This is a genomic window from Paenibacillus turpanensis, from assembly GCF_011421635.1.
GTDB lineage: Bacteria > Bacillota > Bacilli > Paenibacillales > YIM-B00363 > Paenibacillus_AK > Paenibacillus_AK turpanensis.
The window spans coordinates 40,312-52,864 of the sequence record NZ_WTLI01000016.1 but is presented as its reverse complement, the minus strand read 5'-3'; the positions used below and the strand labels follow the sequence as shown (position 1 = coordinate 52,864).

15 protein-coding genes and 1 riboswitch are annotated in these 12,553 nt (G+C 48.5%); of the genes, 3 read left to right on the top strand and 12 right to left on the bottom strand.

Annotated elements, in window-relative coordinates:
- Positions 1 to 59: 59 nt before the first annotated feature.
- A complete protein-coding gene (locus tag GQS10_RS15510) occupies positions 60 to 545 on the top strand; it encodes a hypothetical protein (RefSeq protein WP_166243783.1) in 486 nt (161 codons plus the stop codon).
- Positions 546 to 601: 56 nt separating this feature from the next.
- Here GQS10_RS15510 and GQS10_RS15505 read toward each other — a convergent pair whose 3' ends face one another.
- The gene (locus tag GQS10_RS15505) at positions 602 to 1,933 is read right to left on the bottom strand and encodes a PhoH family protein (RefSeq protein ID WP_166243781.1); all 1,332 of its coding nucleotides are present in this window, start codon (positions 1,931 to 1,933) and stop codon (positions 602 to 604) included.
- Positions 1,934 to 2,047: 114 nt separating this feature from the next.
- Here GQS10_RS15505 and GQS10_RS15500 point away from each other — a divergent pair, with 114 nt between their 5' ends.
- Positions 2,048 to 2,596, top strand: coding sequence for a YhcN/YlaJ family sporulation lipoprotein (locus GQS10_RS15500; protein WP_243735200.1), 549 nt, complete (start codon positions 2,048 to 2,050; stop codon positions 2,594 to 2,596).
- Positions 2,597 to 2,640: 44 nt separating this feature from the next.
- On the opposite strand, the gene GQS10_RS15495 is transcribed toward GQS10_RS15500, so the two are convergent.
- From GQS10_RS15495 to GQS10_RS15460, 8 genes are all read right to left on the bottom strand, one after another.
- Positions 2,641 to 3,093: a pyridoxamine 5'-phosphate oxidase family protein gene (locus GQS10_RS15495; protein ID WP_166243777.1), complete on the bottom strand. Its 453-nt coding sequence runs from the start codon at positions 3,091 to 3,093 to the stop codon at positions 2,641 to 2,643.
- 71 nt (positions 3,094 to 3,164) lie between these two features.
- Complete coding sequence (locus GQS10_RS15490; protein ID WP_166243775.1) at positions 3,165 to 4,151, bottom strand: LCP family protein; 987 nt, start codon at positions 4,149 to 4,151, stop codon at positions 3,165 to 3,167.
- A 15-nt stretch (positions 4,152 to 4,166) separates the two neighbouring features.
- Positions 4,167 to 4,442, bottom strand: a complete 276-nt coding sequence (locus GQS10_RS15485; RefSeq protein WP_166243773.1) for a hypothetical protein — start codon at positions 4,440 to 4,442, stop codon at positions 4,167 to 4,169.
- 2 nt (positions 4,443 to 4,444) lie between these two features.
- Positions 4,445 to 4,870, bottom strand: a complete 426-nt coding sequence (locus GQS10_RS15480) for a hypothetical protein (protein WP_166243771.1) — start codon at positions 4,868 to 4,870, stop codon at positions 4,445 to 4,447.
- Between the two features lie 63 nt (positions 4,871 to 4,933).
- Entirely contained in the window at positions 4,934 to 5,224 is a 291-nt protein-coding gene (locus GQS10_RS15475) for a YlaH-like family protein (RefSeq protein ID WP_166243769.1), read from the bottom strand.
- 27 nt (positions 5,225 to 5,251) lie between these two features.
- Complete coding sequence (gene typA, locus GQS10_RS15470; RefSeq protein ID WP_166243767.1) at positions 5,252 to 7,090, bottom strand: translational GTPase TypA; 1,839 nt, start codon at positions 7,088 to 7,090, stop codon at positions 5,252 to 5,254.
- Positions 7,091 to 7,188: 98 nt separating this feature from the next.
- On the bottom strand, positions 7,189 to 7,668 hold the full coding sequence (locus tag GQS10_RS15465) for a hypothetical protein (protein ID WP_166243765.1): 480 nt from the start codon (positions 7,666 to 7,668) through the stop codon (positions 7,189 to 7,191).
- Between the two features lie 92 nt (positions 7,669 to 7,760).
- On the bottom strand, positions 7,761 to 8,426 hold the full coding sequence (locus tag GQS10_RS15460; protein ID WP_166243940.1) for a YjbE family putative metal transport protein: 666 nt from the start codon (positions 8,424 to 8,426) through the stop codon (positions 7,761 to 7,763).
- Between the two features lie 88 nt (positions 8,427 to 8,514).
- A riboswitch (yybP-ykoY riboswitch) is annotated at positions 8,515 to 8,603 on the top strand.
- Positions 8,604 to 8,686: 83 nt separating this feature from the next.
- Here GQS10_RS15460 and GQS10_RS15455 point away from each other — a divergent pair.
- Complete coding sequence (locus GQS10_RS15455; protein ID WP_207952299.1) at positions 8,687 to 9,379, top strand: TerC family protein; 693 nt, start codon at positions 8,687 to 8,689, stop codon at positions 9,377 to 9,379.
- Here the strand turns inward: GQS10_RS15455 and thiI are convergent.
- The 3 genes from thiI to GQS10_RS15440 are packed head-to-tail and all read right to left on the bottom strand — an operon-like array spanning position 9,374 to position 12,512.
- Positions 9,374 to 10,573, bottom strand: a complete 1,200-nt coding sequence (gene thiI, locus GQS10_RS15450; RefSeq protein WP_166243763.1) for a tRNA uracil 4-sulfurtransferase ThiI — start codon at positions 10,571 to 10,573, stop codon at positions 9,374 to 9,376. The genes GQS10_RS15455 and thiI overlap by 6 nt on opposite strands.
- Before the next feature lie 3 nt (positions 10,574 to 10,576).
- A complete protein-coding gene (locus GQS10_RS15445) occupies positions 10,577 to 11,782 on the bottom strand; it encodes a cysteine desulfurase family protein (RefSeq protein WP_341805080.1) in 1,206 nt (401 codons plus the stop codon).
- A 49-nt stretch (positions 11,783 to 11,831) separates the two neighbouring features.
- Positions 11,832 to 12,512: a lytic transglycosylase domain-containing protein gene (locus tag GQS10_RS15440; RefSeq protein WP_166243761.1), complete on the bottom strand. Its 681-nt coding sequence runs from the start codon at positions 12,510 to 12,512 to the stop codon at positions 11,832 to 11,834.
- Positions 12,513 to 12,553 lie beyond the last annotated feature (41 nt).

Genomic DNA, 12,553 nt, shown 5'->3' with positions numbered 1-12,553 from the left:
AGCGCTTGCCATCGTTTTTCCGATCAGACATAATGGATATTCAAGAGGAGGAGATCGTAATGAAAAAGACTGCCGTCGCCATGTCTATGCCCGAGGGAAAACTGCCAGGGTTTTACGCACAGGTTGTAAAAGCGTTGGCAGGATCGGCTGCACTGTTTGACCGTTCGAAAGAAACGCTGATTTTGGAAAATGCGAGCGATCTTAACACTGTATCGGAAATCATGAATAAATATAACATTGAGTACGATACCGTTGAGCTTTACGTTATCCCCGACCAGGCTCAGTTGCGTCCGGCTTCCGATGACTATATATTTACTGGAAAGACAGGACGCTATTATATGGACACGGAGCTTGCTTTCCTGTTTCAATTGCTGCCCGGTTCGGCAGACAGCGATCCGCAGCAGGCGCTTGAGCAAATGGAAGAGCATCTTCTAGCGCATTGGGTAGAGAACGGTCAGCGGGTATACGTAACGCAGCGCCACTTGGATCAGCTTATGGAGAAAACCTCCTCTGCTTACGGCTGTACGATCGCGGAGGTTCATTAAATGAAAAGAGATCGTTGTGTCCATTCTGAACACAACGATCTCTTTTTTGCGTATGATTACATCACTTCCGTAGCAAGCTGCGCAAGCTGTGAGCGTTCGCCCTTCTCCAGCGTAATATGTCCGCTTACCGCCTGCCTCTTAAAGCGTTCCACCGTATAGGTCAGGCCGTTGCTGGTGGAGTCCAAATACGGGTGATCGATTTGCTCCGGATCCCCCATCAATACAATTTTACTGCCTTCTCCAACACGCGTAATAATTGTTTTCACTTCGTGCTTGCTCAGGTTTTGCGCTTCGTCGATAATAATAAACTGGCCCGGAATCGATCTTCCCCGTATGTACGTGAGCGCCTCCACCTGGATAGAACCAAGTCCCGCCAGGATCTTATCGATATCACCGGATTTTTTCGTGTCAAATAAAAACTCCAAATTATCATAAATCGGCTGCATCCATGGCCGCAGCTTCTCTTCCTTTTCCCCAGGCAAATAACCGATATCTTTTCCCATTGGAACAACAGGACGCGCAATCAGCAGCTTTTTATATTTGCGCTCATCCTCCACTTTGTGCAGACCGGCAGCAAGGGCCAGCAGGGTTTTGCCGGTACCCGCCTTGCCTGTAAGCGTCACAAGAGGGATATCATCGTTAAGCAAGAGCTCCAATGCCATACGCTGCTGGGCATTTCTTGCTCCGATCCCCCAGACCGGATCGTTGCTTAAATAAAGCGGCTCCAACTTTTTTCCATCCTTAGACACTTTAAGCAGCGCCGATTTCGAAGTTCCCAGCTCATCTTTTAGAATGACAAATTCATGCGGATACAGCTCGCATTTTCCCGCCAGCGATGACACATTCAGCTGCCGAAAGGTATAAAATTCATCGATGACCGAAGGATGCACGTGAATCGTATTGCAGCCCATATACATTTCCGACAGCGAGACGGTCCGGTCATTCATGTAATCCTCAGCGTTTACGCCAAGCACATCTGCCTTAATGCGGACTAGTGTATCCTTGCTTACCAACACAACGGGCCGCGGCTCTGGCTTCGCAATTTCTTCGAAGTGATAATTAACAGCGACCGCCAATATGCGGTTATCATTCGTATTTTCCCCGAAAAAGTCTTGCATTTTCGCAAAGCTGCGATGATTGAGCTCCACCTTAATCGATCCGCCGTTCTCCAGCTGAATCCCATCGTGGAGTCTTCCTGTTTCTCGTAAGCTATCTAAAAGCCTGGATACAAACCGGGCATTTCGGCCGATTTCATCCGCATTACGTTTTTTGGAATCAATTTCTTCCAGTACAACCGCCGGTATAATTACTTCATTGTCCTCAAAAGCAAAAATCGCATTCGGATCGTGCAGCAGCACGTTAGTGTCGAGTACGTAGATTTTTTTCATTTGAGTCCCCTCCATCGCTTGGTCTGGCGGAATACATAGTAGAGCTGCAAGTCGGACAAGCTAATTTGGAACATTTCAAGAATAGAAAGGACGATTTTCATGCGATATGCGATTATGCTTTTGTGTATTGGCTTGGCGCTTGCCGGCTGCAGCCGTAATGAAACGAATGATGCTTCCCCTCCCCAAAGTGAGAATTATAAAGTCAACACCGAGCAAACAGCCCCAAACCGGATAAAACAACAAATGCCGGCTAACCCGCAAGAGGTTACAGAAAGGTTAGAACGGCTTGCAGCAAGCGTTCCTCAAGTCAAGTCCGCCAACTGTGTGGTTATGGGAAACACAGCCGTTGTCGGCATTGATATTGAAGGTACGGCGGATCGTTCCCGCGTCGGCACAATAAAATATTCCGTAGCCGAGGCGCTACGTAAGGATCCGTACGGCGTGAATGCCATTGTAACTGCAGATATGGATTTAGCTGACCGGATTCGTGAAATCCGTGAGGATATCGCGAATGGTAAACCCTTTAGCGGTCTAGCTAACGAAATGGCGGATATTATCGGAAGAATTATTCCTCAGCTGCCGCAGGATGTTGCTCCGGAGTATGATCCACCGGCTATGCAGCAGCAGGGCAAAAACGGGGCTGTTCAACAGCCAAGTTCGTGATGATTCGACAATTTTTAAAAATAAAAGCCTAGTCCACGAATGGACTAGGCTTTATTCATAGCGGAAAATACTTGATTGTCCAGCTTCTCCGCGGCACGCTTATCGTAGGTCTTTTCGTATTTTGGTTCGACAGCGATTTTCGCGCCGTAGAACATCGCATCGCGTACCGATTCCACACGGATATCGACGCATGCCAATGGGAAAGGAACATCCGCCAGCGAATCGCTGATAACATTCGCTGTCCCATATACAGTATGAACAGATTCACCTGCAAACAAGGTCACGGAAACCTTCGGGTTCTGCTTCACATTTCCTACAATACGGGAACGTGCATCCACGGCAAAACGAAGCAGACGGAAATCAACCGCCGTCATCCACGAAATAGCACTCACAGATGGACCGTTGGATTCTGCATCCACCGTTCCGAGTAACACAAGTGTTTCGCCTTTCAGCGCTTCCAGTAAAGCTTCATTGAGTTCAGTGACAATATCGGACATCCAGCGAATCCTCCTGATTTCAGTGCGATTAACCATATTATAACATAGGCGGGAAATTACCTTCTACCCGTTTATTTCAATTGCTCCTTCAGTCGCGAGCGAGCTTCTGTAAGTTGAGCTTGATCGATATAAACATAAGGACTTTTCCAATCGCCCGATAAATGGATATAATTTATTTTATCGTTTGAAATGCCGAGATATGTCCGTAACAGCTCATAAATTTGCTGAGAAGGGATGTCAGTGTTAATATTTTTACCGGCTGCGCTCAGTACTTTATCCAAATTGGCAAGTCCCTGAACCGATTTTAGTTTGCCTAGCAGCTCGGCTATAACCTGCTGTTGCCGCTCGTTCCGCTCGAAATCGCTGGACTCATTCGTACCGTCGTTCGACTTACGGTATCGCACAAAGTCCAGCGCCTGCTCCCCATTTAATTTCTGGACACCCTTGGAAAGATTGATATTCGTTCCATCCGCTTTATCGCGGTATTTCATGTCCATGTCTACGTTTACCGTTATCCCGCCTACACTATCAACAAGTCCTGAAAAAAAGGTAAAATTGACAACCGCTACATAATCTACCGGTACTTCTAAGTATTCTCCGAAGGCCTTCTTCATTGAAGCAGCTGTTTTGGCGGAATCATTGCCGTTGGAGCGCATATAGGAAGAGTAAAATGAATTCGCTTTGCCGGTTTTATTTTTCGTTTTTAATAAGGTATCGCGCGGAATGGAAACAACCGTTGCACTCTTGCTAGCTGGATTTACCGAAGCCACCATTATGACATCCGTGTTTAAGCTGCCTGTTTCCTTTCGGGTATCGAGGCCTAACAGCAAAAAGGTCAACGGTTTAACAGCTGCTGAATTACCTGGCGCTACCTTTTCATCCGTACCAATTTCCTTCACCGTATCCGCTGCTTGCTTTACAATTATACCGGCATACACCGCCCCGCCGATCAGCAGCAGAGCCAATATTGTAAGCAGCCATTTCCATACCGCACCGGACGATTTCGGCTTTTGTTTCCTCGTTCTCGGAGGAATTGGCATTGGTTCATTTGAAGCCATAGTGTTGTCACCTGCCTAGTTGTTATACTTGGGCTCCGCTTCAATATCTCGAAGCAGCTGCTCTGCCGATTCACGATCGAACATTTGCAGCTTGGATGCACCATCCTTCATGTATTTAATATATACCATTGTATCGTCAACCTTACTAATTTCAAACGTATCTAGCCCATGGTCCTCCTGCAAAATTTCCGAGAAAAACCGCGCCGTCTCCAATGCGGCATGATCAGACGGACGAGCATTAGCAACGATGCGGATTTGCAGCCAATTAAACAAGGCGTCTTGAAAATTCATAATTATGTGCCCTCCTTAAGCAGAACAACCTCGTAACCCGATTCATACCAAGTCAAAACTTGCTCCAGCCACTGCTTTTGTATTGGGAGCCATTCTTCCTTCATGGCCTGATTCAGTAAAAGCATCGCCTCTGCAGGTGCTAAAAGACGATCGAAGAATGCCTCGGCGCAGTGGGATAAGGCGAGCGGGTTACCGTCAAAAACGATATCTCTCGTCTGTTCAAAATCCAAATCGATGTCCTCGCCCCCACAGGCCCCATCGTCATAGTCAAGCAGCAGGCTTGCCTTAAAGCTAAGCAGCATCCTTGGATGCAGCTGCTGTAGCCTCATCCGGAAGCTTTCCGCCTCCTCGCCCGCCATAAAAATCCGCATTGCACTAAAAACGACCGGGTGCAAGGTTTTGATAGGTATGCACCAGTATCCGGCCATATCCACTCCTCCTTACCCCGATCGTTTCATCAACACAATTTCGTATTCCCTGCAAAATCGCCGTTAATTGTTGTCCCCGCTCTGGCTTTTCTTCTGCTTGTCTTCCACGATGTATCGCACCTTAGTAAGAAACATGAGGAATACGGCGACAAGCAAGCTCGGTATAATAGGTAATCCCGCCGCAACCTGGAAAAACAAAAGCATATAGGAGCCAATCAAAAGAAGAAATACAACGACAACTTCCTTCAAAATGGGCAGCCTGGACTGGCGGAATACTTTGTTATAGACAAAAGTGACCAATACAAAAATCAAGATGTAGCTGATGAGCTCATGCTCAGCGAACCATGCGTTCATTAAAAGCTCAACCTTTCCGCAGCGAGATTACACGCCTGCTTCGGACATTTTGCGATGCTTTTCGGCACGGTCGCGTTCGCTCTTGTTCAAAATTTTCTTACGCATACGGATCGACTTTGGAGTAACCTCGCAGTACTCGTCGTCATTCAAGTACTCCAGCGCCTGCTCTAAGCTCATGAGGCGAGGCGTTTTCAGCTTCACTGTTTCATCCTTATTCGCGGAACGCATATTCGTCAGCTGCTTTTCCTTACATACGTTAACGATAATATCATTGTCGCGCGTATGCTCGCCGACGATCATACCCTCATACACCTCAGCACCCGGCTCGATAAACATGATGCCGCGGTCTTCTACCGACATCAAGCCATAGAAGGTTGCGGTTCCGCTGTCGCTTGCAATGAGTACGCCTTGATGGCGTCCGCCGACCTGACCGCCAACGACAGGCGCGTAGCTGTCAAAAGCATGGTTCATAACACCGTAGCCGCGTGTCAGCGTCAAGAAATATGTGCGGTACCCGATCAAGCCGCGAGCAGGAATCAGGAATTCTAAGCGAACCTGACCGCTGTTGTTGACCATGTTCACCATTTCCGCTTTGCGTGTTCCAAGGCTTTCCATAACTGCGCCCATGGAATCCTCCGGCACGTCAATAAGAAGGCGTTCGAGCGGCTCCATCTTCACACCGTCAACTTCCTTAATAATAACCTCCGGCTTGGAAACCTGAAGCTCGTAGCCTTCGCGGCGCATGTTTTCGATCAGAATACCAAGGTGGAGCTCACCGCGTCCGGAAACAACAAATGCATCCGGGCTGTCCGTGTCTTCAACACGAAGCGCTACGTCGGTTTCCAATTCCTTATATAAGCGTTCACGAAGCTTACGGGACGTTACGTATTTGCCTTCCTTACCGGCAAATGGGCTGTTATTGACTACAAACGTCATTTGCAGCGTCGGCTCGTCAATTTTCAGCACCGGAAGCGGTTCAGGGTTATTCATGTCGGCCAGCGTTTCACCGATATTGATGTCCTTAATCCCAGCAATCGCTACAATATCGCCAGCTGCAGCTTCTTCGATTTCAATACGCTTCAGCCCTTGGAAGCCGAACAGCTTTTCAATTCTGCCCTGCTTTATATTGCCTTCGCGCGTACATACTGCGAGCGGCTGTCCTTGGCGAATAACGCCGCGGTTCACACGGCCAATGGCAATACGGCCTAAGAATTCGTTGTAGTCCATCAATGTAACCAGGAATTGCAAAGGATCCGATACACTTTCCGTCGGGGAAGGAATACGGTCTACAATCTCTTCAAAGAGTGTGAGCATATTTTCGCCAAGCTCTTCCGGATTTTTACCGCTTGTTCCCTGCAAGCCCGAAGTGTACACAACCGGGAACTCCAGCTGCTCATCGTCGGCACCAAGCTCGATAAACAGGTCGAGCACTTCATCCACAACCTCAATCGGACGAGCATTAGGACGGTCAACCTTGTTCACAACAACGATCGGCTTAAGATGCTGCTCCAGCGCTTTGCGGAGTACGAATTTCGTTTGCGGCATACAGCCCTCAAAAGCATCCACGAGCAGAAGAACGCCGTCAACCATCTTCATAATGCGCTCTACTTCGCCGCCGAAATCCGCGTGCCCAGGCGTATCCACGATATTAATCAAATAATCCTTATAATGAACCGCCGTATTCTTTGCAAGGATCGTAATTCCGCGCTCTCTTTCCAGATCATTGGAATCCATCGCGCGTTCCTGCAGTGCCTCGTTATTGCGAAACGTACCGGATTGCTGCAGCAATTTATCGACTAGCGTCGTTTTACCATGGTCAACGTGAGCGATAATCGCAATATTTCGAATCTTATCCCTTGAATGCATTGTTGTGATTCTCTCCCTCGAACAAAAATGAAGCGTCGGTACATTGTGTGACCGACGCCGTTTTCTATAGTATAAGCAAAATTCGTCGAAAAATCAAATCACCAAGCTTTGGGCCTGCGATAAATAAGGAAAAATCCAAAAGCGATTAAGCCCAAGGCAATTAAATAGACTGCTGACGAAAAAAGCAAAACAATTGAAAAACAGACCAAAGCAATCCCGGCTAGAATGGCCGATGCGATAAATACTCCGCGAGGATGGCTGCGGTCAAACAAATAAAACTCGTACAGCCCAATCGCAACGCCTAAAATAAACACAGGCCATAAATATTTGTATAGGTGCCCGCCAAAAATATTGCAGAAGAAAAATAAGAAGGAGTATGTAGTTAGAATCCCGGCGGGAATCAACACCCCCGATGGAAGCACCTTCGAAAAATATAAAAAATGCAAAATCAGCCCCGGTATTAAAACAAATGCAGGCCACAGCATTGCTCCGAGAAAACTAAACAGGCCAAGCTTCCCGAGCAAAATAAAAAAGCCGAGTACAAGGATCAATACACCAAGAGAAAAGTTGCGATTCATAAGTCTCCACTCCAATTCTGTACATGGTAGCGGCAAATCGACGCGATGCGACACCGACTACCAAATATTGTACAGGAAAACCTTAGAAAAAACTAGATTGCCCGCGGAGCCAGCAGCTTCTTCATCAACCCTGAAGCAATAACGATAATAGGAAAGCCTACTGGAAACAGCCAATGCAGACTCGGACTTCTTCCCTCCATAAAATGGATCATCGCTTGATCGGCGATGATCATTTCTCCGGCAGCAAAGCCTAAAATGCCCGCTCCTAAGTAATTTAATACCGGATAGCGTGACAACAACCTCATAATTATGTGACTTCCCCAAATGATTAAGGGGATGCTGAGCACAATTCCTAAGATAAGCACAAGCACATTATCCTTTGCGATCGCGGCCACGGCAAGCACGTTGTCCAGACTCATGACAAAGTCCGCAACGATAATCGTCCATACCGCAGACCATAAACCCGGCGCCGCCTTCACGTCCGAATGCCCGCCATCGTCCAGCATAAGCTTAACGGCTATGTAAAGCAAAAGAATGCCACCCGCAACTTGGATATAAGGAACATCCAGCAAAAGCACGGCGGCAAACGTTAAAACAATTCGCAACAGAACAGCACCCGTCGCTCCCCACCATACCGCTTTTTTACGCTGCTCTTCGGGCAATTTTTTGCTGGCTAGAGCGATAACGACCGCGTTATCCCCGCTTAATACGATATTAATAAGTAAAATCTGCAGCAAAAGCAAAAGCGTTTCCATGATGGTTCCTCCCAAATAGAAAAATCGATATTTTTGTCGCCTTTCCCGCCTATCGCAGGCTTGACGAGGACAGGTTGGCTTCTTTATAATCATATTCATCAAAGGGGAGTAGCTGTACATTAAAGTCGTCATTACGGGAAAATTTTTCCCCGGCTTTAATGGCAACGTCAAACGTTGTTCGCAAGACCTTTGCCGCGAGGCACAGGTCTTTTCTTTTTGTGCCAAAGCAGACAAGACAGGAAGGGTGGATTCTCGTGACAGGAATGGAGTTTATCGTTGCACTACTTATCATCGTCGGCATCGATCTTGTGTTAGCGGGCGACAACGCGATTGTTATCGCATTGGCGGCAAGAAACTTAAAGAAGGAACAGCAAAAGAAGGTTATCTTCTGGGGAACGTTCGGCGCTGTAGCAATCCGGATCGTGGCAACGCTGCTCGTTGTATACTTACTTGAGGTTCCCGGACTTCATTTGGTAGGCGGGCTACTCCTCTTATGGATTGCCTATAAACTGCTCATTGACGATAATGACGGACACGATGTAAAAGCGGGCAGCACCGTTGGCGCAGCTATTAAGACGATCATTGTAGCGGATGCGGCCATGGGAATCGATAACGTGATTGCAGTAGCAGGGGCCTCACACGGAACAGAGCTGCTTGTTATTCTCGGTCTGCTCATCAGCGTACCTCTCGTCGTTTGGGGCAGCACCTTATTCATCAAGCTTGTAAACAGATACGGCTGGATTATTTATGCGGGTGCAGGAATTCTTGCTTACACCGCCGCTAAAATGATTGTTGCCGAGCACTTCCTAACGCCGTTCTTCGCAAATACATACTTGAAGTACGGCTTCGAAGTTATCGTCATCGTCGCGGTTCTTCTGTTAGGCAGAGCCGCTAACAATAAGAAGCAAAAAGAAAAAGGCAGTGAACCAGTCACCGCCTCCGAAGTAAATTTATAAAAACTCAGCGAAGTCCTCTTCCTTCTCTTGACGGTGAAGGTGGAGGACTTCTCTTTCTTTCCACGCTTCATCCAGCAGCTCAGGCAAATCGGTTATGGACTGCTCGATTTTATCCACAATATGAAGATTTGGGTTGGTGCTTGGATTTTGCGGCATAAACAGCGTACAGCAGTCCTCATACGGCAGAATCGAAATCGGATACGTTCCAATCCGCTTCGCCATTTCCATAATTTCCAGCTTATCGGACGTAATTAAAGGCCGCAGCACAGGCAAAGCCGTACCCCTGCCGATCGTGTTCATGCTGGGTAGCGTCTGGCTCGCGACCTGCCCAATGCTTTCCCCCGTAACAATTCCAAGCCCGCCAAGCTCAATAGCGGCCTTTTCCGAAATTCGCAGCATAGAACGCCGCATCAGGGTAATCCATAGCTTTTCTTGACAGCTCGAGCGAATCCGCTCCTGAATTTTTGTGAACGGAATCATGTGCAGCGTAATCGATTCGGTATAATCCGTCAGCTTACGCGCCAAATCAACGACCTTCTGCTTCGCTCGTTCGCTGGTGTAAGGATAGCTGTGAAAGTGGATGGCTTCCACCTCCAGCCCTTGGCGTATTGCTAAAAAGCCGGCCGCCGGACTATCGATGCCGCCGGACAGCATTAACACAGCCTTGCCATTGGAGCCGTATGGAAAGCCGCCAAGCAAATCAATTTGCTCACCGTAAACAAACACCTGGCTGCTCCGAATCTCCACCTTTAAATCAAAATCAGGGTTCCTTACATCGACCTTAACCTGTTCCGAGTTTTTCAAAATATGCCCAGCTAATATCGGAAGCAGCTCGTTGGTATCCTGAGGGAAGGTTTTATCCACTCTCCTCACGGACACCTTAAACGTCTGTCCCGGCTTATAGCCGGTGCGGAAGGCGCTCAGAGCCGCACCCTTCATCTGCTCAAGCTCCGGCTCGCATTGCAGCGCCGGACTGCAGGAGGACAACCCTGGAATTCGACGAAGTTCCTCAATGATCTCCTCCATCGGTTGTGCATTCAGCTGAATGTAGGCTCTTCCAAACTCATTACGAACCGAGACAAGAGGATAACGCTCAAGACTTCGGCGCAAACGCCGGTAGAGCGCTTTTTCAAACTTGCCGCGATTTTTTCCTTTCAAGGTTAAATCGCCGTATCGAACAATAAGCCAATCCATCCGTTAAGAAAACCTCCTGCTTACATTTTCAAGCGCTCTGCAAAGATGCTCCATATCTTCCATCGTATGATCATGGCTTACGCTAATCCGAATGGAGCTCTTGGCCCTCGCCTCTCCAACCCCCATCGCTGCGAGCACATGGCTTGCCTTGTCTTCCCCCGATGAGCAGGCCGAACGAGTCGATACCGCAATACCCTCCTCTTCAAGGGCATGAACGATGACCTCCGACTTCATCCCGGGAAACGAAAAATTAATAATGTGCGGCGAAAATGCTTCTCCCGCCTCGCCTCCGTTGAGGATAAGGTTTGGCAGCTTGCGGATGCACTCCGTCACCAAACCATGATAACGCATCAGCAGGTCAGGCTCGCGTTCGGTTCGCTCAGCGCTCAAACGGAGCGCTTTTGCAAACCCGGCCGCTGCAGCCGGCTGCTCGGTCCCGGAGCGCAGTCCAAATTCCTGGCCGCCTCCGGACAAGAGCGGAAGCAGTTGCACATGCTCCTTCATGGCAAGCAGCCCGATGCCTTTGGGCCCCTTGCATTTATGCGCAGACATGCTGAGCATGTCAATACATCCGCCGGACAAAGAAAGGCCTCCGGCCGCAACGCTTTGCACGGCATCAACATGGAACAGCGCCCTACCCGCCGCTTTGACGATTTTGCCGATTTCGTCGATCGGCTGAATCGCCCCCACCTCATTGTTCACGTGCATTACACTAACCAATACGGTATCTTTCTGTAGAGCAGCAGCAACCTCTACCGGGGAAACTCTGCCGTGGTGGTCCACCGGCAACACGGTTAATTCAAAGCCGAAGCGTTCCTTAAGCTGCGTAAAGCTCTCCAGAACCGAAGCGTGCTCGACAGCAGTCGTAATGACATGCTTCCCTCTCCCTGCCTCCATAGCAGCAAACGCAGCGCCTTTGATCGCCAAATTGTTGCTTTCCGTCCCTCCGGAAGTAAAAATGACCCTGTACCCCTCAGGCAGCTTCAATTGACCTGCAATGGCGTCCCGCGCTTGCTCAAGAAGACGCTCGGCCTGCACCCCTAGCTTATGTAAAGAAGAAGGATTGCCATAAAGCTGAAGCATCGCATCTTTCACAGCATTAGCCACCTCAGGAAAAGGCGGCGTCGTTGCACTATAATCGAAGTATTTCATTTGCAGATCACCACAATTCAATAAAAATAGCGCACGAAGCGGTTGAACTTCAGTCAACCGTTTCGTCCGCCTCCGTAAACGTTATAATAGCAATAAAATAAAACTGTTACGCCTGATACTGGTTGTATAAGTTCAACACCTTGCGAACGTAGCCCTGCGTTTCCTTAGGGAGAAGATGATATTTTTCCTGCAGCTCAGCATCGTTACTGATGCCAAGGCGATTTATTCGACCCGGACCCGCATTGTAAGCCGCCAAGGCCGTCCCGATATTCCCATTAAATTTACGAAGCATATTTTTAAGGAAGCGGGTTCCACCATCTACATTCTGCACCGGATCAAACGAATTGGTTACGCCAAGCATCCGCGCCGTTCCATCCATCAGCTGCATTAATCCTTTTGCCCCAGCATGGGATACCGCATTCGGATTAAAGCTGGATTCCGCGTGAACAACGGATTTCACAAGCGAAGGATCCACCCCGTGTCGCTGCCCCGCTTGATTGATCAAGCTGTCATATCCCGAATTTTCGCCTTTGACCTGCTTTAAGGAAGTCGAGTAACCAGAAATTCCTCCAGCACTTGCGAAATTCGCAGGAATAGTCGCCGTCTTTAGCTCTGGTGCAGCTGCCTGCTGCGGCTCGGCCTGCATAGCCAGCTGGATCAGCGAAGCAAAGTCCAGCCCTCCTGTAACACTGCCTCCTAATGGAGAGCGTGCGGAGCCCGCGGCTGATAAATTACTCATGAATTGCATCTGGATCATTGTCTGCAGCAGCCGTGGATCGATACTCATCGCTCATGCTCCTTTTCACATACTACTATGTATTGTACACC